Annotated in this window: 26 protein-coding genes; 25 read left to right on the top strand and 1 reads right to left on the bottom strand. The window is 74.3% G+C overall.

The window, feature by feature from the left end; translation table 11 throughout:
- Positions 1–71: 71 nt before the first annotated feature.
- From ftsZ to SLP03_RS01640, 14 genes are all read left to right on the top strand, one after another.
- Positions 72–1,187 (top strand): cell division protein FtsZ, encoded by a 1,116-nt coding sequence (gene ftsZ, locus SLP03_RS01705; RefSeq protein ID WP_319458688.1) that lies wholly within the window; start codon positions 72–74, stop codon positions 1,185–1,187.
- Positions 1,188–1,196: 9 nt separating this feature from the next.
- The gene (locus SLP03_RS01700; RefSeq protein ID WP_319458687.1) at positions 1,197–1,949 is read left to right on the top strand and encodes a YggS family pyridoxal phosphate-dependent enzyme; all 753 of its coding nucleotides are present in this window, start codon (positions 1,197–1,199) and stop codon (positions 1,947–1,949) included.
- 189 nt (positions 1,950–2,138) lie between these two features.
- A complete protein-coding gene (locus tag SLP03_RS01695) occupies positions 2,139–2,840 on the top strand; it encodes a cell division protein SepF (RefSeq protein ID WP_319458686.1) in 702 nt (233 codons plus the stop codon).
- A gap of 28 nt (positions 2,841–2,868) precedes the next feature.
- Positions 2,869–3,174 carry a YggT family protein gene (locus tag SLP03_RS01690; RefSeq protein WP_319458685.1) on the top strand — a complete coding sequence of 102 codons (306 nt, stop codon included), beginning with the start codon at positions 2,869–2,871 and terminating at the stop codon, positions 3,172–3,174.
- Between the two features lie 43 nt (positions 3,175–3,217).
- Entirely contained in the window at positions 3,218–4,021 is an 804-nt protein-coding gene (locus SLP03_RS01685; RefSeq protein ID WP_319458684.1) for a DivIVA domain-containing protein, read from the top strand.
- Positions 4,022–4,093: 72 nt separating this feature from the next.
- A complete protein-coding gene (locus tag SLP03_RS01680; RefSeq protein WP_319458683.1) occupies positions 4,094–4,801 on the top strand; it encodes a hypothetical protein in 708 nt (235 codons plus the stop codon).
- A 12-nt stretch (positions 4,802–4,813) separates the two neighbouring features.
- Complete coding sequence (locus tag SLP03_RS01675; protein ID WP_319458682.1) at positions 4,814–5,113, top strand: DUF167 domain-containing protein; 300 nt, start codon at positions 4,814–4,816, stop codon at positions 5,111–5,113.
- A 22-nt stretch (positions 5,114–5,135) separates the two neighbouring features.
- Positions 5,136–6,638: a potassium/proton antiporter gene (locus tag SLP03_RS01670; protein ID WP_319458681.1), complete on the top strand. Its 1,503-nt coding sequence runs from the start codon at positions 5,136–5,138 to the stop codon at positions 6,636–6,638.
- A 231-nt stretch (positions 6,639–6,869) separates the two neighbouring features.
- Positions 6,870–7,289, top strand: a complete 420-nt coding sequence (locus SLP03_RS01665) for a TraR/DksA family transcriptional regulator (RefSeq protein ID WP_007463005.1) — start codon at positions 6,870–6,872, stop codon at positions 7,287–7,289.
- 65 nt (positions 7,290–7,354) lie between these two features.
- Entirely contained in the window at positions 7,355–7,981 is a 627-nt protein-coding gene (lspA, locus tag SLP03_RS01660) for a signal peptidase II (RefSeq protein ID WP_319458680.1), read from the top strand.
- Positions 7,978–8,922 carry an RluA family pseudouridine synthase gene (locus SLP03_RS01655; protein ID WP_319458679.1) on the top strand — a complete coding sequence of 315 codons (945 nt, stop codon included), beginning with the start codon at positions 7,978–7,980 and terminating at the stop codon, positions 8,920–8,922. Before lspA ends, SLP03_RS01655 begins: the two co-directional genes overlap by 4 nt.
- Before the next feature lie 41 nt (positions 8,923–8,963).
- Positions 8,964–9,896 carry a hypothetical protein gene (locus tag SLP03_RS01650; protein WP_319458678.1) on the top strand — a complete coding sequence of 311 codons (933 nt, stop codon included), beginning with the start codon at positions 8,964–8,966 and terminating at the stop codon, positions 9,894–9,896.
- Positions 9,897–9,996: 100 nt separating this feature from the next.
- Positions 9,997–11,535 carry an AAA family ATPase gene (locus SLP03_RS01645; protein ID WP_319458677.1) on the top strand — a complete coding sequence of 513 codons (1,539 nt, stop codon included), beginning with the start codon at positions 9,997–9,999 and terminating at the stop codon, positions 11,533–11,535.
- 47 nt (positions 11,536–11,582) lie between these two features.
- Positions 11,583–12,491, top strand: a complete 909-nt coding sequence (locus SLP03_RS01640) for a DUF2567 domain-containing protein (protein ID WP_413644150.1) — start codon at positions 11,583–11,585, stop codon at positions 12,489–12,491.
- Here SLP03_RS01640 and SLP03_RS01635 read toward each other — a convergent pair.
- The gene (locus SLP03_RS01635; protein WP_319458676.1) at positions 12,406–13,107 is read right to left on the bottom strand and encodes an LON peptidase substrate-binding domain-containing protein; all 702 of its coding nucleotides are present in this window, start codon (positions 13,105–13,107) and stop codon (positions 12,406–12,408) included. The two genes, SLP03_RS01640 and SLP03_RS01635, sit on opposite strands and share 86 nt — an antisense overlap.
- A gap of 131 nt (positions 13,108–13,238) precedes the next feature.
- Between SLP03_RS01635 and hisD the strand changes: the two genes are divergently transcribed.
- The 11 genes from hisD (at position 13,239) to SLP03_RS01585 (ending at position 20,166) form a co-directional block, all read left to right on the top strand.
- Positions 13,239–14,561, top strand: a complete 1,323-nt coding sequence (gene hisD / locus SLP03_RS01630) for a histidinol dehydrogenase (protein ID WP_319458675.1) — start codon at positions 13,239–13,241, stop codon at positions 14,559–14,561.
- Positions 14,558–15,628 carry a histidinol-phosphate transaminase gene (locus SLP03_RS01625; protein WP_319458674.1) on the top strand — a complete coding sequence of 357 codons (1,071 nt, stop codon included), beginning with the start codon at positions 14,558–14,560 and terminating at the stop codon, positions 15,626–15,628. The genes hisD and SLP03_RS01625 overlap by 4 nt, the downstream gene beginning before the upstream one ends.
- Before the next feature lie 55 nt (positions 15,629–15,683).
- Positions 15,684–16,295, top strand: coding sequence for an imidazoleglycerol-phosphate dehydratase HisB (gene hisB, locus SLP03_RS01620; RefSeq protein WP_319458673.1), 612 nt, complete (start codon positions 15,684–15,686; stop codon positions 16,293–16,295).
- A gap of 117 nt (positions 16,296–16,412) precedes the next feature.
- The gene (locus SLP03_RS01615; RefSeq protein ID WP_319458672.1) at positions 16,413–16,571 is read left to right on the top strand and encodes a hypothetical protein; all 159 of its coding nucleotides are present in this window, start codon (positions 16,413–16,415) and stop codon (positions 16,569–16,571) included.
- Positions 16,571–17,194, top strand: a complete 624-nt coding sequence (gene hisH / locus SLP03_RS01610; protein WP_319458671.1) for an imidazole glycerol phosphate synthase subunit HisH — start codon at positions 16,571–16,573, stop codon at positions 17,192–17,194. The genes SLP03_RS01615 and hisH overlap by 1 nt, the downstream gene beginning before the upstream one ends.
- A 55-nt stretch (positions 17,195–17,249) precedes the next feature.
- Positions 17,250–17,573, top strand: coding sequence for a hypothetical protein (locus SLP03_RS01605; protein WP_319458670.1), 324 nt, complete (start codon positions 17,250–17,252; stop codon positions 17,571–17,573).
- A gap of 6 nt (positions 17,574–17,579) precedes the next feature.
- The gene (locus SLP03_RS31470) at positions 17,580–17,984 is read left to right on the top strand and encodes a zinc ribbon domain-containing protein (protein WP_413644146.1); all 405 of its coding nucleotides are present in this window, start codon (positions 17,580–17,582) and stop codon (positions 17,982–17,984) included.
- Positions 17,985–18,051: 67 nt separating this feature from the next.
- Positions 18,052–18,780, top strand: a complete 729-nt coding sequence (gene priA, locus SLP03_RS01600) for a bifunctional 1-(5-phosphoribosyl)-5-((5-phosphoribosylamino)methylideneamino)imidazole-4-carboxamide isomerase/phosphoribosylanthranilate isomerase PriA (RefSeq protein ID WP_319458669.1) — start codon at positions 18,052–18,054, stop codon at positions 18,778–18,780.
- A complete protein-coding gene (locus tag SLP03_RS01595) occupies positions 18,777–19,190 on the top strand; it encodes a RidA family protein (protein WP_319458668.1) in 414 nt (137 codons plus the stop codon). The genes priA and SLP03_RS01595 overlap by 4 nt, the downstream gene beginning before the upstream one ends.
- Before the next feature lie 96 nt (positions 19,191–19,286).
- A complete protein-coding gene (locus SLP03_RS01590) occupies positions 19,287–19,733 on the top strand; it encodes a MarR family transcriptional regulator (RefSeq protein ID WP_319458667.1) in 447 nt (148 codons plus the stop codon).
- A gap of 1 nt (position 19,734) precedes the next feature.
- On the top strand, positions 19,735–20,166 hold the full coding sequence (locus tag SLP03_RS01585) for an organic hydroperoxide resistance protein (protein WP_319458666.1): 432 nt from the start codon (positions 19,735–19,737) through the stop codon (positions 20,164–20,166).
- The last annotated feature ends 46 nt before the right edge of the window (positions 20,167–20,212 follow it).

Genomic DNA, 20,212 nt, shown 5'->3' with positions numbered 1-20,212 from the left:
TGCGTCGACCGCTGGTCTGGCAAAGCCGTGTGGGGTCGGCCCATGCCAATCTCGAAGGGAAAGGACCGGAGATGACACCTCCGCACAACTACCTGGCGGTCATCAAGGTCGTCGGCATCGGGGGTGGCGGCGTCAACGCCGTCAACCGGATGATCGAGGTTGGGCTCAAGGGCGTCGAGTTCATCGCGATCAACACCGACGCGCAGGCGCTGCTGATGAGTGACGCCGACGTCAAGCTCGACGTGGGCCGGGAGCTGACCCGGGGCCTCGGCGCCGGGGCCAACCCGGACGTCGGCAAGAACGCCGCCGAGGACCACCGCGACGAGATCGAGGAGGTGCTCAAGGGCGCCGACATGGTCTTCGTGACCTGCGGCGAGGGCGGCGGCACCGGTACCGGCGGCGCGCCGGTGGTGGCGAACATCGCCCGCAAGCTCGGCGCGCTGACCATCGGCGTGGTCACCCGGCCGTTCTCGTTCGAGGGCAAGCGCCGCCAGGTGCAGGCCGAGTCCGGCATCGACGAGCTGCGCAACCAGTGCGACACGCTGATAGTCATTCCGAACGATCGGCTGCTCGCGCTCGGCGACCGCAACATCTCCATGATGGACGCCTTCCGGACCGCCGACCAGGTGCTCCTCTCCGGTGTCCAGGGCATCACCGACCTGATCACCACCCCGGGTCTGATCAACCTGGACTTCGCCGACGTCAAGAGCGTGATGAGCGGCGCCGGCAGCGCGCTGATGGGCATCGGTAGCGCCCGCGGCGAGAACCGCGCGGTCGAGGCGGCCGAGGCGGCCATCTCCAGCCCGCTGCTGGAGCAGAGCATGGACGGCGCGCGCGGCGTGCTGCTCTCCATCGCGGGCGGCTCCGACCTGGGCCTGTTCGAGATCAACGACGCGGCCCAGCTGGTCACCGACGCGGCGCACCCGGACGCCAACATCATCTTCGGTGCGGTCATCGACGACGCCCTGGGTGACGAGGTCCGGGTGACCGTGATCGCGGCGGGCTTCGACGGGGGCACGCCCTCGTACAAGGCGGCCGAGCCGACCCGCAAGCCGAACCAGAACCAGCCGTCGCAGCCCAGCACGCCGGTCGCGCCGCCGGCCACCATGCCGGCGCCGCAGCAGCCGCCGCGCCGGGTGCTCTTCGACGACGTGGACGTGCCGGACTTCCTCAAGAACGGCTCCTGAGCCGCGCCGATGACGGAGCCACCAGCCACGGTACGACCGGATCGTCGGGCCGAGCTCGCGGCCGGGCTCGCCCTGGTGCGGGCCCGGATCGCCGACGCCTGCGCCGCCGCCGGCCGGGACCGCGCCGAGGTCACCATGATCGCGGTGACCAAGACCTACCCGGCCGGCGACGTGGTGGCGCTCGCCGGGCTCGGCGTCGTCGACGTGGGGGAGAACCGTGACCAGGAGGCGGCCGCCAAGGCCGCCGAGGTGGCGGCGGCCGGAGTGACGCCGCGCTGGCACTTCATCGGCCAGTTGCAACGCAACAAGTGCCGTTCGGTGGTCCGGTACGCCGACGTCGTGCAGTCGGTCGACAGCGTCCGGCTGGCCGGGGCGCTGGACGCCGCGGCGGCGGCCGGCCGGGATCGGGAGCTGCCGCTGGACGTGCTGGTCCAGGTCAGCATCGACGGGGACCCGGCCCGGGGCGGGGCGCTGCCGGACTCGGCCGACCCGGACCGCGGCCTCGGCCCGGTGGCGGAGGCGGTGGCCGGCGCGGGGGCGCTGCGGCTGGGTGGGTTGATGGCGGTGGCGCCGCTGGGCTGGGAGCCGGAGCGGGCGTTCGCCCGGCTGGCCGAGGTGACGGGGTGGTTCCGCCGGCGGCATCCGGCGGCGACCATGCTGTCGGCCGGGATGAGCGGGGATCTGGAAACTGCGATCGGATACGGCGCGACACATGTCCGCGTCGGCAGCGCGTTGCTCGGAATGCGCCCCACGCTGCGGTAGCCTGACCACGAAGAAGCAAATTACATCAGTGTTGTTAGGAACGGCGTCCCGTTGTCAGGGGCATGGCGGGCGGACCGCGAATCGCACGTCACGGGATTGCCGATCCGGTCCGGTGGGCATCGTTGTCCACTCGTGATCAAGCGACACGGCACGGGGGTGCGTGCCGCACGGCGGACGGAAGGGCGCGGGATGGGTGCACTGCGCAAGGCGGGGGTCTGGCTCGGTCTTGTCGAAGAGGACGACGAGCGGGCGTACGAGGACGGCGGCTACGACAAGGGTGGCTACCGCGACTCGCGCTACCGGTCGAGTCGTTACTCCGAGGAGTTCGCCGACGAGGAGGACGACGAGTCGGAGGAGCCTCCGGCGCGGCGGCGGGGCGGCGATCGGGGCCGGCTGACCGAGCGTGCGGCGAGCCGGGCGGCGGAGGCCGACCGCGCCGACGGCGAGCGGTCGGAGCGGTCGGAGCGGGTCGAGCGGTCCAGCGTCCGGTCGATCACCCGGTCGGGGGCCGGGGAGACGTCCGGTGCGCTGACCTACCACACCCGGGACAACCTCGCCCTAGCGCCGCAGGTCCAGTCCCGCGAGCGGGCCGTGGTGGCGGAGGAGGAGCAGCGCTACCAGATCACCACACTGCACCCCACCACCTACCGCGAGGCGCGCACCATCGGCGAGCACTTCCGGGACGGCGTGCCCGTGATCATCAACCTCACCGAGATGGACGAGGCGGACGCCCGCCGGCTGGTGGACTTCGCCGCCGGGTTGGCGTTCGGGCTGCGCGGTACGATCGAGCGCGTGACCAACCGGGTGTTCCTGCTCTCACCGGCCAATGTCCAGGTCACCGCGGAGGACAAGGCCAAGATCGCTGAGGGTGGCTTTTTCAGCCTGAGCTAGCCCGCCCGACCGAGGGACGTCGCCTGCCGTGTTGTCGATCCTGTTCCAGGTGCTCTACCTGCTCGTTTACCTGTTCCTGCTTGTGCTCTTAGCCCGATTTGTCCTCAGCGCCGTTCTCGCGTACGGTCGCCGCTGGCAACCGGGACGCAGAGCCTCGGCGGGACTGGAATCGGTGTGGAGCGTCACTGATCCGCCTCTGCGGACGTTGAGGCGTGTGATCCCACCACTGCGAATTGGTAGCGTGAGCATCGACCTGGCCTCTCTTGTGCTCCTGGTTATCCTGTTCGTGCTGATGAGGTTTGTGTTAGATCCGCTGATCAGGACCTTCTCCTGACCAGCGCGCGCTTTCGCGGCCGCAACTGACCCGAGGAGTTTCGATGCCGCTGACCCCGGCCGACGTCCACAACGTCGCCTTCAAAAAACCACCGATCGGTAAGCGGGGGTATGACGAGGAGGAGGTCGACGCCTTCCTGGACGAGGTCGAGCGCGAGCTCGCCCGTCTGATCGAGGAGAACAACGAGCTGCGCGCCCAGGTGGAGCGCGGCGGCCGTGGCCCCGCCCCCGCCGGCCCCGGCGGCGACCCCCGTCTCGCGGCGGAGCTCAACGACGTCAAGGGCCAGCTGGACCGGGTGCAGCGCGACAAGGCGGCCGCCGAGCAGGCGGCCCGGGCGATGCAGGCCGAGCTGGAGCAGGTCCGCACCCAGGGCGGCCCGGCCGCCGGCGCGGACGGCGAGCAGCAGGCGCTGCGGGTGCTGATGATGGCCCAGCGCACCGCTGACGACCACGTGTCGGACGCCCGCCGCGAGGCCGACCAGCTGCTCTCCGAGGCCCGTTCCAAGGCCGAAGAGGTCACCCGCGAGGCCCGCGCCAAGGCCGACGCGCTGGAGCGCGACGCCCGCCAGCGGCACCAGGAGGCCATGGGTGGCCTGGACGCCAAGCGGACCGCCCTGCAGAAGCACATCGAGGAGCTCAAGCAGTTCGAGCGGGAGTACCGCACGCGGCTCAAGGCGTACCTGGAGAGCCAGCTGCGGGACCTCGACGGCCGGGCCCAGGGCCTGGATGCCGAGGTCAACCGCACCGAGGGCAATCGCTCCGGTGGCGGCAGCAACGGCCTCGCCGCCGCAGGCCTCGCCGGCCCGTACGGTGGCGGTCGCTCGGGCTCGCTCGAGTCCGGCCGCTGATCCCGTCGGCGGCCGTCCCCGCGACGGCCGCCGACCGCTCGCAGACCGACCCTACGCGGCGGGAGGTGAGCCGTGATCGTCGCCAGCATCCCGCTCATCCTCGTCGCCGTGGTGCTCCTGGTGGCCGGGTTGGCCGGTGGGTCCAGCCTGCTGCTGATCATCTCCATCGCGGCCAGCCTGCTGGCCGCCGTCGCTCTCGTCGTGGGCGCCCGCAGGGCGACCGCCACCCGGGCGACGACGGACCGGGGCACCGGGCCGCGCGATCGCACCCGGACCGGTCCGGTCGGCTCCCCGACCGGGTACGGCCCCCCGCCCAGGGAGCCGGACATCCCGGTCCAGCACGTTCCTTCGACGGACGGCTCCGGCGGGCCCGGGTGGCGGCAACCGCCCGAGCCGCCGGTGGCCGACCCGTTCGCCCCGCCGACGCAGCGGGACCAGCGCTTCGACGCCGCGCCCCCGGGCTTCGACGCCGTGCCGTCGCGCGTCGACGGCCCCTTCCCCGACTCGCCATCGCCGACCTCGCCGGCCGGCGACGGCCCGCTCCCGGACGAGCCGCCGGTCCAGCAGAGGTCGCCGGACGAGGCCGCGCGGGTCGCCCGGCTCGACGCGGAGGTGCGCGTGGTCGACTGCCGTCCGCGTTACCACCTGGCCGACTGCCCGCACCTGGTCGGGCGCGACGACGAGCCGCTGCCCGTCTCCGAGGCGGTCGAGCTGGGCTTCACGCCGTGCGCGTACTGCGCGCCGGACCTCGTCCTGCTCGACGACGCGCGTCCGGCCTGAGCGCGGACGACCATGGACGAGACGCTCACCGTCGCCGTACGGGTGAAGCCCGGTGCCTCCCGAGCCCGGGTCGGCGGCCGCTTCGACGGTCCGCACGGGCCGGCCCTGGTGATCGCCGTGAACGCCCCGGCGGTCGACGGCCGGGCCACCGAGGCGGCCCGCCGGGCACTCGCGGACGCCCTGGGCGTCCGGGCGGCGGCGGTCTCGCTGCGCACCGGCGCGGCCAGCCGCGACAAGCTCTTCCTGGTCGATCGCCCGTCGTCGGAGCTGCCCGGGATGCTGCGCCGGCTGCGCGACGGATCGGCCGAGTGAGGGCCGCCCGGGCCGGCCGCGGATGACCCCGGGGCTGGACCTCGCCCTGCTGCTCGGCGCGGCCGTCCTGCTGGTGGCGGTGGGCGCGGTGCGGTTCTCCACCCGGCTCGGGGTGCCCAGTCTCCTGGTCTATCTCGCGCTCGGGGTGGCGATCGGCGAGGCGGGCCTGGGTATCCGCTTCGACGACGTCGAACTGACCCGGGTGCTCGGGTTCTGCGCCCTCATCGTGATCATCGCGGAGGGCGGGCTGAGCGCCCGGTGGAGCACCGTGCGGCCGGTGCTCGGGCTGGCCGCCGCGCTCTCCACGGTCGGCGTGGTGGTCAGCATCGTGGTCGTCGGGCTGGTGGTGCACCTGCTGCTCGGCCTGGACTGGCGGCTGGCGCTGCTCTACGGCGCGGTGCTCTCCTCCACCGACGCGGCGGCCGTCTTCGCCACCCTGCGCCGGCTGCGCCTGCCGCCCCGGCTGGTGGCCACCCTGGAGGCCGAGTCGGGCATGAACGATGCCCCGGCGGTGATCCTGGTGGTGCTGCTGTCCCGGGCCGGCCCCGCCGCCCACCCCTGGTGGTACGAGATCCTCCTGGTCGGGTACGAGCTGGGCGTCGGCGCGGCGGTCGGGGTGGCGGCCGGGATCACCGGTCGGTGGGCACTGCGCCGGGCCGCGCTGCCCTCGGCGGGGCTCTACCCGATCGCGGTGGTGGGCTTCACCGTGCTCGCGTACGCCGCCGGGGCGGTGCTGCACGCTTCCGGCTTCCTCGCCGTGTACGTCGCCGGGGTGCTGCTCGGCAACGCGCGGCTGCCGCACCGCCAGGCCATCCTGGGCTTCGCCGACGGGCTGGCCTGGCTGGCCCAGATCGGCCTCTTCGTGCTGCTCGGCCTGTTGGTCGCGCCGAGTCGGCTGGACGCGGCGGTGCTGCCCGCGGTGGTGGCCGGTCTGGCCCTGGTGCTGGTCGCCCGGCCGCTGTCGGTGGCGGTCTCCGCGCTGCCGTTCCGGATCGGCCTGCGCGAGCAGGCCTTCCTGTCCTGGGCCGGGCTGCGCGGCGCGGTGCCGATCGTGCTGGCCACGATCCCGCTCTCCGAGCGGGTTCCGGGGGCGGACCGGCTCTTCGACGCGGTCTTCGTGCTGGTGGTGATCTTCACGCTGGTGCAGGCCGGGACCCTCGCCCCGGCGGCCCGCCGGCTCGGGGTGACCGCCCCGGCCGAGGCGGCCGAGATCCGGGTCGATACGGCCCCGCTGGAGCGGATGCGGGCGGACCTGCTCCAGCTCGAGGTGCCGTCGGGGTCCCGGCTCGGCGGCGTGCACGTGGACGAGCTGCGGCTGCCGGTGGGCGCGTCGGTGACCCTGGTGCTGCGCGACGGGGTGGGCTTCGTGCCCGGGCCGGACACCCGGCTCAAGGTCGGCGACAGCCTGCTCATCGTCGCCACGGCGGAGGTACGGGACGAGGCGGAGCGGCGGCTGCGGGCGGTCAGCCGCCGGGGTCGGCTGGCCCGGTGGTTTGGCGAGTACGGCGAGGACCGGGACGAATAATCTGCTAGCGTTCCTTTTGCCCTGATTGGTGGCTGTTCGGGGCTGAATCGCGGAGCAACGGTGCGGCACGTTGTCGGACGCCCGTACGTTCCGTATTCTTGCCACCCTCCGGAGTGCGCGGCCCTGGTCGCCGTGCGCCCGTTTCGTACACGGGGACGCCCACGCCGGTGGCCCCTGCCCAGGCACCGCACCGCCGACCGCCGCGCATCCGCGCGGCCGAGGGAGCTGACGATGGCTAAGCCAGCCGATACCAGGACCGCCGGCCGCAAGCCGGTGGCGAAGGCCACCCGCAGCGCGGCGGAGACCGAGAAGATCCGGGCGGCCCTGGCGGCCCGGCGCGACGAGTTGCGAGCCGAGTACGATCAGACGCTGAGCGAGATCACCGAGCTGCAGCGCGACCGGCTGACCGACTCGGCCGGGGACGACCAGGCCGACACCGGCACCAAGACGTTCGAGCGCGAGCAGGAGATCTCACTCGCCAACAGCATCCTGGAACGGATCACGCAGGTCGAGCGGGCCCTGGAGCGGCTCGACGAGGGTGGTTACGGCTGGTGCGAGCGGTGCGGCAACCCCATCCCGGTGGAGCGCCTCGCCGCCTTCCCGTCGGCCACCCTCTGCGTGACCTGCAAGCAGCTGGAGGAGCGGCGCTAGGCCCGCTCCCGGGGGGCGGAGTGAGACCGTGAGGGATCACCGCCAAGAGTGTCGATGGGGAGCAGATGACCGCAGCACCGCCCGCCGGAGCCGGCACCGCTGAGTCGGGCGGCGGCACGCCCCGACGTCGAGCGGTCGGGGTCCTCCTCGGCGTCGCTCTGGTCGCGCTCCTGGCCGACCTGGTCACCAAGCAGCTCGCGCTCTCCGCGCTCACCGGCCGCGGGCCGGTGTCGCTGCTCGGCGGCACGGTCTACCTGACCCTGACCCGCAACAGCGGTGCGGCGTGGAGCATCGGCGCCGGGCACACCTGGGTCTTCCCGCTGATCACCATCGGCGTGATCGCCTGGATCGCCTGGATGGCGGTGCGGCTGCGGTCGCTGCCGTGGGCGGTCTCCCTCGGCCTGGTGCTGGGCGGGGCGCTCGGCAACCTCACCGACCGGATCTTCCGCGCGCCCGGCCACTTCGTCGGGCACGTCGTCGACATGATCAGCCTCTTCGACCCGTACGGGCAGGTCTGGCCGGTGTTCAACCTGGCCGACAGCTCCCTGGTCTGCGGCGTGATCCTGGCCGTGCTGCTGGAACTGACCGGCCGGCAGCGCGACGGCGGGCGCGTCGGCCGTCGCGCTGCCGGCGAGCCGGCGGAGTCCGGCGCCGGGGCGGCCACCGGCAGCGAGCAGCGGGAGCGGGCATGACCTCGGCCTTTGCCGCCGGCGGCGACCAGCGCTCCCTGCCCGTGCCGGACGGCCTCGACGGCATGCGGCTGGACCAGGCCGTGTCCCGGCTCTTCGGGCTCTCCCGGACCGCCGCCGCGGCCCTGGTCGACGCCGGGGACGCGCTGGTCGACGGCACCGTCCGGGCCAACTCGCACAAGGTCAAGGCCGGCTCCTGGCTGGAGGTGACCCTGCCCGCCGCGATCGCCCCGCCGACCGTGGTCCCGCAGGCCGTGCCCGGCCTGACCGTGGTTTACGCCGACGACGACATCGTGGTGGTGGACAAGCCGGTCGGCGTCGCCGCCCATCCCAGCCCCGGCTGGACCGGCCCGACCGTGATCGGCGCGTTGGCCGCGATCGGGCACCGGATCTCCACCAGCGGCGCCGCCGAGCGGCAGGGCGTGGTGCACCGGCTCGACGTGGGCACCACCGGGATCATGGCGGTGGCCAAGAGCGAGCAGGCGTACACCGCGCTGAAGCGGGCCTTCAAGTACCGCGAGGTGGAGAAGCGCTACCACGCCGTGGTGCAGGGCCACCCGGACCCGCTGCGCGGCACCATCGACGCGCCGATCGACCGGCACCCGCACCACGACTACCGCTGGGCGGTGGTCAGTGGAGGCAAGCCGAGCATCACCCACTACGACACCCTCGAGGCGTTCCCGGCGGCGAGCCTGCTCGACGTGCGCCTGGAGACGGGGCGCACCCACCAGATCCGGGTGCACTTCTCGACCCTGCGCCACCCGTGCGTCGGCGACATCACGTACGGGGCCGACCCGACCCTGTCGGCCCGGCTCGGGCTGGGCCGGCAGTGGCTGCACGCCCGCTCGCTGAGCTTCCAGCACCCGCGCACGGGCGACGAGGTCACCTTCGTCAGCGACTACCCGGACGACCTGGCGCGCGCGCTGGACGTCCTGCGCGACTGACCCGCGCCCGACCCACCGACCGCCCGACGAGGGGATCCCCCGTGCCCGCCGACCTCCCGCCGCGCCCGCGCCGCGGGATGTCGCGGTCCGCGGTGCTGACCTGGGTGGCGCTGCTCTGCGCGGTGGCGGTCCTGGTCACCGCCGCCCGGGCCGAGCGGCGCCAGCCGGTGGGGGACCGCACGGTCGGCGAGGTCACCCGGGTCGGCGTGGCGGCCGGCGACCCGGTCCCGGCGTACCTGCGCGCCGCGGCCGAGGAGCTGGCCCGGCTGACCGACGCCACCGGACCGACGAGCGGCACCTACGCGCTGGTCGCCTTCTCGGCGTACCTGACCCCGCAGCGGGTCGCGGCGACGCTGGGCGGGGCGCCGGTCTCCGCGGTGGTCGCCCGGGTGCCGCTGCCCGGCCGGCAGACCGAGATCGTCCGGATCGCCGCGCTGCGCGTACCGCAGGACGTGGTGGCCGGGATGGCCGAGGTGGCGGCGCGCAAGGACGGGGAGGCCGCCGACTACCGGGCGCGCGTCGTCGCCCCGGCCGCGTCCGCCGACGGCGAGCTGCGCCGCTGGTACGAGACCGGCGCGCGGGTCTCGGCCGAGGAGGCGGCGGCGTACCGGTCGGGCTGCGCCTGCGTGTACGCGGCGGTGATCCGCGCCACGTCCGACGCGCTGCGCGGCCTGGCCGCCCGGCCCGGGGTGCGGGCCGTCGACCCGGCCCCCGAGGTGAGCCGGCTGGACCGCACGGTCTTCACCCCGCCGTTGCCCGAGCAACGGGACGTGGCCCGGCCGCCGGCCGACGCGGGGCTGGCCGCCACGCCGGCCGGGCCGGCCCCTCCGGTGGGCGATTCGTCGGAAGCCGCACCGACGGTGATTGCCTCCTCACCCGGCGTCGGCGGACCGGCGCCGGGCGGAACGCCGCCCGGCACCGTCCCCACCTCCCCGGACGCGGCCGGCGGCGGCGCGCCGACGGGGTACCGGTGAGCATCCCCACCCGGGGATGTGCGCGGATGGGTGTGGTCCGCATAGGGTTTCGTTCGTAGCCTGTCAGGCGGAGATCGATGTGTGGCTGGGGAGGGCGACCTTGGACGGCAGCGAAACCGGCTGGGGTCGGCAGGGTGAGCCGGCACCGCGGTGGCGGGCGCTGCTCGACCGGGCCCGGCTCGGCGGCCGCGGCGCGGAGCAGGCCGAGGCCGACCGCCGCGCCGAGGAGCTGGCGGCGCTGCCTCCCGAGCCGCTGGCCGGGCGGGGCCCGGGCACCGGCTGGTCGGGGCGTGCGCCGGCGATCGGGCATCCCGCCGAGCTGTCGTACGGCGCGGAGCCCGCCTACCGCGTCGAGGCGACCTACCGGGTCGAGCCGGCCTACCGCGTGGACCCCGGGTACCAGGCCGAGCCGCGCTACCGGGCGGAGCCGGCCCCCGGCACGGAGCCGCCCTACGGCACGGAGCGGTCCTATCCGGTGGAGCCCGGTCCCGCCGCGGAGCCCGCCTACCGGGCCGACCCGTCGTACCGGGCCGACCCGTCGTACCGGGCGGAGCCGGAGCCGGACCACCCCGACCGCGGGTCGCACCGGGGATCGGCCTCCGTCGAGTCCCGGTACGCGGTCCTGGACAACGGCTACCGGCACGACCCCCCGCCGGTCGAGTCCCGGTACGCGCTGCTGGACGACGACCGCTACCGGCCGGAGCCGGCCCATCAGCCGCCGGAGCCGGTCGTACCGGCGCCGGCCGCGTACCAGCCGCCGGCCGTCGCCGACTCCTACCCGGCCCGGATCGAGGCGGCCCACGTCGAGTGGCGGGCCCCGGCCCCGGAGAGCGAGCTGGACCGGGCCGCCGGGGTGCTCCGCCGCGAGCTGGGCAGCCCCCGGGTGCTCGCCTTCGCCAATCCGAAGGGCGGGGTGCACAAGACCACCGCCACCGTGCTCGCCGCCGCCACCGTGGGCAGCGTCCGCGGTCGCGGGGTGCTCGCCTGGGACGACAACGAGCTGCGCGGCACCCTCGGCCTGCGCGCCGGCAGCGCCCGACACGCCCGGACCATCCGGCACCTGATCCAGGATCTCGCTCAGATCGAGATCATGGAGGGCGCCATCCTGCTGGAACACCTCGACGACTACCTGCGGCACGCCTCCGACGGCTCGTACGACGTGCTGGCCGGCGAGGAGAGCCCCCGGTTCGCCCAGCGGCTGGACCAGTTCACCGTGAAGCGGGTGTTGGAGCTGCTGCGGCGCACCCACGACGTGGTCTGCGTGGACACCGGCAACAACGTGGAGAGCCCGAACTGGCGTACCGTCATGCAGGCCGCCGACCAGCTCGTGGTGACCACCGTGCCGCGCGAGGACGCCGCGTTCAGCGCGGACTGGATGCTCGACCTGCTGCACGAGGTGGGGATGGGGGAGCTGGCCGACAACGCGGTCACCCTGATCTCCTGTCCGACGCCGGGCCGTACATCGCTCCAGGACGACCTGGAGCGGCACTTCGCCACCCGGACCCGGGCGGTCGCCGTGGTGCCGTACGACCCGGCGCTCGAGACCGGCTCGTCCATCGAGTACGACCAGCTCCAACCGGAGACCCGGCAGGCCTGGCTCAAGGCCGCCGCGGTGATGCTGGAGCCGTTCTCCCGCTGACCGCCACCACCGCCCCACGACGGGCCGGCGCCTGAGAGGATCATCGGGTGAGTTCGCACACCCCTGATCCCGAGCGGGCCGCGCACCGGCCGGACGAGCCCGGCCGAGCCGGCGCCGAGCCCGAGGCCGAGCAGCGTTCCGTCGACCCACCCGCCGGCCTGCCGGTGCCGGCCGGCACCCCGGCCGGCGCGCCTGGGGCCGACCCGTTCGCCTGGGCCGGTCCGGGGGCCGAGCACCGCCCGGCGACGGTCGCCGGGCCCGCCGTGACCGTCCGGCCCGCCCGCGGGGTACGCCGGACCGTCGGGGTGACCCTCGGCGTCGCGCTCCTGCTCACCGTCCTGGGCGCCCCGCTCGGGCTGCTCTGGGCGGCCGTCGCGCCGGACATCCCGGTGGTGAAGACCGCCGAGGGGGCGGTCTACGCCACGCCCCAGCCGGAGCAGCCGATCGCCGCCGACGGCTGGTTCAGCCTGCTCGGGCTCGGCTTCGGCGTGCTCGCCGCGATCGCCCTGTGGTTCCTGCTGCGCCGCCGTCGCGGCCCGGCCGGACTGCTCGCCGGCACGCTGGGCGGCCTCGGCGCGGCGGTGGTGGCCTGGCCGCTCGGCCGGCGGATCGGCCTGTCGACCTACCAGCGGCTGCTGGACACCGCGCCCGACGGGCGGGCCTTCACCAAGCCGGCCGACCTGCGGGCCGGCGGCGTGGACTGGCTCCTCCGCGTGCTGCCGGTCCCGCACGGCAACCTGCTGCTGCCCGCCTTCGGCGCCGCCGTGACGTACACCCTGCTGGCCGGCTGGTCCCGCTGGCCGTCGCTGCGTCCGGAACCCGAGCCTCAGTGGGCCTGGCCGCAGGACGGCCCGGCCGCTGGCGCGGGGCTCAGTTCGGCGCCGGAGGACCGGCCAGCTCGCTCAGCGGCACCGGAACCGCCCGGACCTGGCGCAGCAGAGCCGCCTCGCGGCTGAGCAGCCGCAGCTCGGCGCGGAGCCGGCCGGCGGTGTCGTCGATGGCCAGCAGGCGCTGGCGGTCGGCGACGGTCAGCGCGGCCGTGGCGGCGACCAGGTGCGACAGCACCGTCGGGTCCTCCGGCAGCTGCTCGGAGATGTCCTGCGGGTCCGGCCGGATCAGCCCGAGATACTGCCGGAAGACCGAGATCACCCGGGCGGCGAGCAGGTCGGTGACCTCGTCCGTCCCGGCCGGCTCGGGCAGCCACTCCACCTCGGCGGTCAGGTAGGGCTCGGCGTCGGCGTCGACATCGGCGATCCGGAACCGCCGGCGCCCGACGGTGACGATGTCGAACCCGCCGTCGGCCAGCTCGGTGACCTGCCGCAGCTCGGCGGTGCAGCCCACCTCGTGCAGGGTCACGTCCCCGTCGGGGACGGGCCGGCCGGGCGGCCCGGCCGGGGCGGCCTCCCAGCCGGACTGGATCGCCACCACGCCGAACTCGCGCGGCGCCCCCTCGGGCAGCCCGACCAGGTGTCGCACCAGCGCCCGGTAGCGCTCCTCGAAGATGTGCAGCGGCAGCACCAGCCCCGGGAAGAGCACCGTTCCGAGCGGAAACACCGGCAGCCGTACGGTCACCCGTCGAGCGTAGTCCGATCGGCGCCCGTCGGCGTGTCCCGGCTCACCGTCCCGGCTCACCGTCCCGGCTCACCGTCCCGGCGTTCGGGCGGCGCGGGTCGGGTCCGGACCGGCCGCCTAGACTCGCAAGGGTGTTGAATCGGATCGACCTGCGCGGCGGGGTTCGTGACCCGCGCCGCCTGCTGCCCCGTGCCCAGCTCGACGTGTCGGTGGCCGTCGAGCGGATCCGCCCGCTGGTGGAGGCGGTCGGGGAGCATGGTTACCCGGCGATCCGGGCGGCGAGCGAGCGGTTCGACGGCATCTCCCCGGAGCGCCTGCGGGTGCCGGCCGAGGCGATCAAGGAGGCCGAGGGGACCCTCGACCCGCAGGTCCGCGCCGCCCTGCTGGAGTCGATCACCCGGGCCCGCAAGGTCCACGCCGACCAGCGGCGCAGCGACCACACCACCCAGGTGGTGCCCGGCGGCACGGTGACCGAGCGCTGGGTGCCCGTCGACCGGGTCGGCCTCTACGTCCCGGGTGGCCTGGCGATGTACCCGTCGACCGTGGTGATGAACGTGGTGCCCGCCCAGACGGCCGGGGTCCGCTCGCTGGTCGTGGTCAGCCCGCCGCAGCTGGACAACGGCGGCCTGCCCGACCAGCGGGTCCTCGCGGCCTGCGCGCTGCTCGGCGTCGACGAGGTGTACGCCGTCGGCGGCGCCCAGGCGGTGGCGATGCTCGCGTACGGCTCGACCGTCGACCCGGACGGCGCGGAGCGCTGCGAGCCGGTCGACATGATCACCGGCCCGGGCAACATCTGGGTCACCGCCGCCAAGCGGCTGCTGCGCGGCGTGGTCGGCATCGACGCCGAGGCCGGCCCGACCGAGATCGCCGTACTGGCCGACGACAGCGCCGACCCGGCGCACGTCGCCGCCGACCTGATCAGTCAGGCCGAGCACGACCCGCTCGCCGCCAGCGTGCTGGTCACCCCGTCGGTCGCGCTCGCGGACGCGGTCGAGCGGGAGCTGGCCCGGCAGGTCCCGGCCACCAAGCACGTCGAACGGGTCACCACCGCGCTCACCGGCGAGCAGAGCGGCGTCGTCCTGGTCGACGACCTCGAGGCCGGACTGCGGGTGGTCGACGCGTACGCGGCGGAGCACCTGGAGATCCAGACCGTCGACGCCCGCGAGTGGGCGCTGCGGGTGCGCAACGCCGGGGCGATCTTCGTCGGCGCCTGGTCGCCGGTGTCGCTCGGCGACTACTGCGCCGGCTCCAACCACGTCCTGCCCACGGGCGGCTGTGCCCGGCACTCCTCCGGGCTGTCGGTGCAGTCCTTCCTGCGCGGGGTGCACCTGGTGGAGTACACCCAGGAGGCGCTGCGGGACGTCGCCCCGCACGTGGTCACCCTGGCGACCGTGGAGGACCTGCCGGCGCACGGCCAGGCGGTCAGCGCCCGGTTCCCCGGAGGGTCCTCGTGACCAGCCTGGACGACCTGCCGATCCGCGACGACCTGCGCGGGCTGAAGCCGTACGGGGCACCGCAGCTCGACGTGCCGGTGCGGCTGAACACCAACGAGAACTCCCACCCGGTGCCCGAGCCGGTGGTGGACGCGATCGGCAAGGCCCTCGCGGCGGAGCTGCGCGACCTCAACCGCTACCCGGACCGGGACGCGGTGGCGCTCCGCGCCGACCTGGCGGAATACCTGGGCCACGGGCTCACCGTCGATCAGGTCTGGGCGGCCAACGGCTCCAACGAGATCCAGCAGCAGCTGCTGCAGGCGTTCGGCGGCCCGGGGCGCACCGCGCTCGGCTTCGCCCCGGCGTACTCGATGCACCCGCTGCTGGCGCTCGGCACCGGCACCGGCTGGATCCCGGCGCGGCGCGGCGCCGACTTCGGGCTGACCGCCGCCGACGCGGTGGCCCAGGTGCGGGAGCACCGCCCCGACGTGGTCTTCCTCTGCTCGCCGAACAACCCGACCGGCACCGCGCTCGATCCGACGGTAGTCGCCGCGGTGCTGGCCGAGGCGCCGGGCATGGTGGTCGTCGACGAGGCGTACGCCGAGTTCGCCCGGCCGGGCACGGTCAGCGCCCTGGCCGTGCTGCCCGGCCACCCGCGGCTGGTGGTGACCCGGACGATGAGCAAGGCGTTCGGCTTCGCCGGCGGCCGGCTGGGCTACCTGGCGGCCGACCCGGCGGTGGTGCAGGCGGTGCAGCTCGTCCGCTTGCCGTACCACCTCTCCGCGCTCACCCAGGCCGCCGCCCGCGCGGCGCTGGCCCACCGCGACGCCCTGCTCGGCACGGTCGCTGCGATCATGGAGCAGCGCGACCGGATCGTCGTCGAGCTGCGCGCCCGGGGCCACCGGGTCGCCGACAGCGACGCCAACTTCGTGCTCTTCGCCACCGGCGGCGACCAGGCCGCCGCCTGGCGCACCCTGCTGGAGCACGGCGTGCTGGTCCGCGACGTCGGCCTGCCCGGCTGGCTGCGGGTCACCGCCGGCACCGCCGCCGAGACCGACGCCTTCCTCCGTGCGCTGGAGAACCTGTGAGCGCGAGGAGCGCAGCGCAGCGGAGCCCGCAGTCGTGAACGAAAGGTTGCCCAGCATGAGCAGGACCGCCCGGGTGGAGCGGATCACCAAGGAGACAAAGGTCCTCGTCGAGCTCGACCTCGACGGCACCGGCCAGGCCGAGATCGGCACCGGCGTCGGCTTCTACGACCACATGCTGAACCAGATCGCCCGGCACGGCGGCTTCGATCTGACCGTGCGCACGGTGGGCGACCTGGAGATCGACGCCCACCACACGATGGAGGACACCGCGCTCGCGCTGGGCGCCGCGTTCGACCAGGCGCTGGGGGACAAGGCGGGCATCCGGCGGTACGGCTCGGCCACCGTCCCGATGGACGAGGTCCTGGTCCGGGCCGCCGTCGACCTGTCCGGCCGGCCGTACGTGGTGCACGACGAGCCGGCGCTCGCCCCGTACATCGGGCCGGTCTACCCGACCAGCATGACCCGGCACATCTGGGAGTCGTTCGGCCAGGCGGCCCGGATCACCCTGCACGTGGACGTGCTGCGGGCGGCCCGCCCCGGCGGTCACCCGGACGCCCACCACGTGGTCGAGGCCCAGTTCAAGGCGGTCTCCCGCGCCCTGCGCGAGGCCACCTCGATCGACCCGCGCAACGCCGGGGCGATCCCCAGCACCAAGGGCGCGCTCTGATGAGCGCGCGGAACGCAGCGCAGCGGAGTACCGCAGTCGCGAATGAGGGACGGTTCTGATGAGCGCGAGGAACGCAGCGCAGCGGAGTACCGCAGTCGCGAATGAGGGACGGTTCTGATGGGGACGGTGCTGTTGATCCTGGCCGGCGTGCTGGTCGGCGGGGCCTGGTCGTTGCACAAGCAGGGCGCCTCGCGGGGCGCGGTGGTAATCACCGGCCTGCTGGCCGCGCTGGCCACCGTCGGCGGGGTGCTCTGGCTGCTACCCGGGGAGGGCTGATGGGCAAGCGGATCGTGGTGCTCGACTACGGCTCGGGCAACCTGCGCTCGGCCGAGCGCGCCCTGGAGCGGGCCGGCGCGGACGTCACGGTGACCGACGACCTGGCCGCTGCCGCCGAGGCGGAGGGGCTGGTCGTGCCGGGGGTGGGCGCGTTCGCGGCGTGCATGGCCGGGATCGAGGCGCTCGGCGCCGGCCCGGTGGTCGCCGAGCGGGTCGCCGCCGGCCGGCCGGTGCTCGGCATCTGCGTCGGCATGCAGGTGCTCTTCGAGCACGGTGACGAGCACGGCGTGGCGACCAAGGGCCTCGGGCTGCTGCCCGGCGGGGTGAAGAAGCTGCCCGCCGAGCGGCTGCCGCACATGGGCTGGAACACCGTGCGCGCGGCTGAGGGCTCGGTGCTCTTCGCCGGACTGCCCGCGGCCAGCCGGTTCTACTTCGTCCACTCGTACGGGGTGAACGACGTGGCCGGGCTGGCCGCCGTCGGCGCGAAGGTCACCACCGCGCACCACGGCACGGACTTCGTGGCGGCCGTGGAGCGCGGACCGCTGTCGGCCGCCCAGTTCCACCCGGAGAAGTCGGCGGACACCGGTGCCGCGCTGCTGCGCAACTGGCTCGCCACACTGTGAGCGCGAGGAGTGAGCCGGGTTTGCGAGCCCCGCAGTCGCGAACGGTAGTGGTTCGGTGAGCAAGGAGCGGGCCCGCCGCCGGGTGGCCCGCCAGGCCGAGCTGGAGGCCGAACGCGCCGTGCGGCGGCGCCGGGTGGCCCGCCGGGAGCGGCGCCGTGCGGTCGTACGCAGGCTCACGCCGACCGTGCGGCGGGGCCGTACCGGCCGGTTGGCCCGGCACAGCCGGGGCGAGCGGGCGGCGATCGTGCTGCTCACCGGGGCGGCGTTGGGCGGGATCTGGAATTTCGTCGACGACCTGGCGCTGCGGCTGGCGCTGGTCGTGTTGTTGCTGCTGGCCCTGCCGGCGATCGTGGTGCTCGCCCTGGACCGTCGTACCTGATCGACAGTGTGGGGCGGAACCGGGGTTCTCCTCGCCAGGTTTCGCCCGTCAAGCCTGCGCAGGCAGCGGGAAGAGGCGCATTATAGTGCGAAAGCGTACGTCCCAGACCTCAGTGGGGGTTGGGGTGGTCTCCTGCTCGCGCTGATTCACGCCGCCAGATATCATGGCGCGGCCGTGGTCAGGGTCGACCCTGCGTACACGTCCCTGACCTGCTACGCCTGCAAGCACGTCGCTAGGGGGTCCCGCGAGAGCCGAGCGGTGTTCCGATGCGTCGCCTTCGGGCGCCAGGACAACGCTGACGTGGATGCGGCCAGGAACATTCTCGCCGCCGGGCTGGCGGTGACAGGGCGTGGAGACCTCGCCGTTGGGCGGTCTGCGAAGCGCCAACCCCCCGAACGGCCGGCGGCATGAACGTGCACCGGCCACGGGAATCCCCCGCCACGAGGCGCGGGGAGGAAGTCAAGCGAGGAGAAGTGCGTTGAGCCTCATCCTGTTGCCCGCCGTGGACGTCGCCGACGGCCAGGCCGTCCGGCTCGTGCAGGGCGCCGTCGGCAGCGAGACCACCTACGGTGATCCGCTGGAGGCGGCGCTGGCCTGGCAGGCCGACGGCGCGGAGTGGATCCACCTGGTCGACCTGGACGCCGCGTTCGGCCGGGGCACCAACGCGCACCTGCTCGCCGAGGTGGTCCGGCAGCTCGACGTGAAGGTCGAGCTCTCCGGTGGGATCCGGGACGACGAGTCGCTGCACGCGGCCCTCGGCACGGGCGCGGCCCGGGTGAACATCGGCACCGCGGCGCTGGAGGACCCGGAGTGGTGCGACCGGGTCTGCGGCCAGTACGGCGATCGGGTGGCGATCGGGCTGGACGTGCGGGGTCGTACCCTCTCGGCGCGGGGTTGGACCCGCGACGGGGGAGACCTATTCGAGGTGCTGGAGCGCCTCGACAAGGCCGGTGCCTCCCGCTACGTGGTGACCGACATCACCAAGGACGGCACGATGCGCGGCCCGAACCTCGACCTGCTCCGCGAGGTCTGCTCCCGTACCGACGCTCCGGTGATCGCCTCCGGCGGGGTCTCGACCCTCGACGACCTGCGCGCCCTGGCCGGTCTGGAGTCCGACGGCGTGGAGGGCGTGATCGCCGGCAAGGCGCTCTACTCCGGCGCGTTCACGGTCGCCGAGGCGCTGGAGACGTTGCGGGCCGCCGCGTGACCACGGTCGCGGGTGACGGCGCGGCCGTCACCCGGCTCGGCTCGGGCGGCCCGTGGGAGGCCGTCTACGGCTACTCGCGGGTGGTCCGGGCCGGGGGCCTGGCCTGGACGGCGGGCTGCACGTCGACCGTTGACGGCCGGGTGGCGCACGTCGGGGATGCCGCGGCGCAGACCGCCCAGGCGTTGCGGATCGGGCTGGACGCGCTGGCCGGGGTGGGGGCGGAGCCGTCCGATGTGGTCCGGACCCGGATGTACGTGACGGACCGGAGCTACGTCGACGAGGTGGGCCGGGCGCACAACGCGGTCTTCGGGGCGGTCCGTCCGGCGGCGACGCTGGTGGTGGTGGCCGGGCTGATCGACCCGGAGCACCTGGTGGAAATCGAGTTGGAGGCCTGGCTCGGCGACGGGTGACGCCGGCAGGCCGGCCCGTCCGGACGACGGGTGGTCGCGGGCACACCGCGCGCAGATAAGTTGTGTACAACTTAATTGCGCGCTACGGTTCTGGGCGTGACCGATGATCTGGTGCTGCGCCGGCAGGTGTGCTTCGCCCTCTACGCGGCGTCGCGCTCCCTCACCGACGTCTACCGGCCCATCCTCGACGAGCACGGGCTGACCTACCCGCAGTACCTGGTGCTGCTGGTGCTCTGGGAGCGCGGCGACGAGGCCCCCACGGTCTCCGAGCTCGGCGCCCAGCTCCGGCTCGACTCCGGCACCCTCTCCCCGCTGCTCAAGCGGCTGGAGGCGGCGGGCCTGGTGGTCCGCAGCCGCGCGGCGCGCGACGAGCGCCGGGTGGAGGTGGGCCTCACCGAGCGGGCCCGGGACCTGCGGCAGCGGATGCACGACGTGCCGCTGCGGGTCGCCCGCGCCACCGGCCTCACCGAGGCCGAGCTGATCGGGCTGCGCGACACCCTCACCCGGGTCACCGAGACGATCCACCGACAGAAGGAGCAGTGACATGCAGGTGCTCTACACCGCCTCCGCCCGCGCCACCGGTGACGGCCGGGACGGCCACGTCCGCACCTCGGACGGCACGGTCGACCTGGACCTGGCGTTCCCGAAGGAGATGGGCGGCGCCGGCGGCGCGGCCAACCCCGAGCAGCTCTTCGCCGCCGGCTACGCGGCCTGCTTCCACTCCGCGTTGCGGCTGGTCGCCCGCAAGGCCAGGGCCGACGTCGGCGGCTCGGTCGTTGAGGCCGAGGTGGGCATCGGCCCGAACGGCAGCGGCGGTTTCGGCCTGACCGTCGCCCTGGTGGTCGACCTGCCCGCCGTCGAGCGCACCGCCGCCGAGCAGCTGGTCGAGGCCGCTCACCAGGTCTGCCCGTACTCGAACGCGACCCGTGGCAACATCGAGGTCGCCCTGACCGTCCGCGAGGCCGCGGCCGCCTGACCGGCACCGCAGGCCGCCGACGATCGCGTACGAGAGGACGACATCC

Origin of the sequence: Micromonospora sp. RTP1Z1, assembly GCF_033804685.1 — a bacterium.
Lineage (GTDB): Bacteria > Actinomycetota > Actinomycetes > Mycobacteriales > Micromonosporaceae > Micromonospora.
Note: the sequence above shows the minus strand (reverse complement) of the source record. Positions and strands in the feature narration are given on the sequence as shown.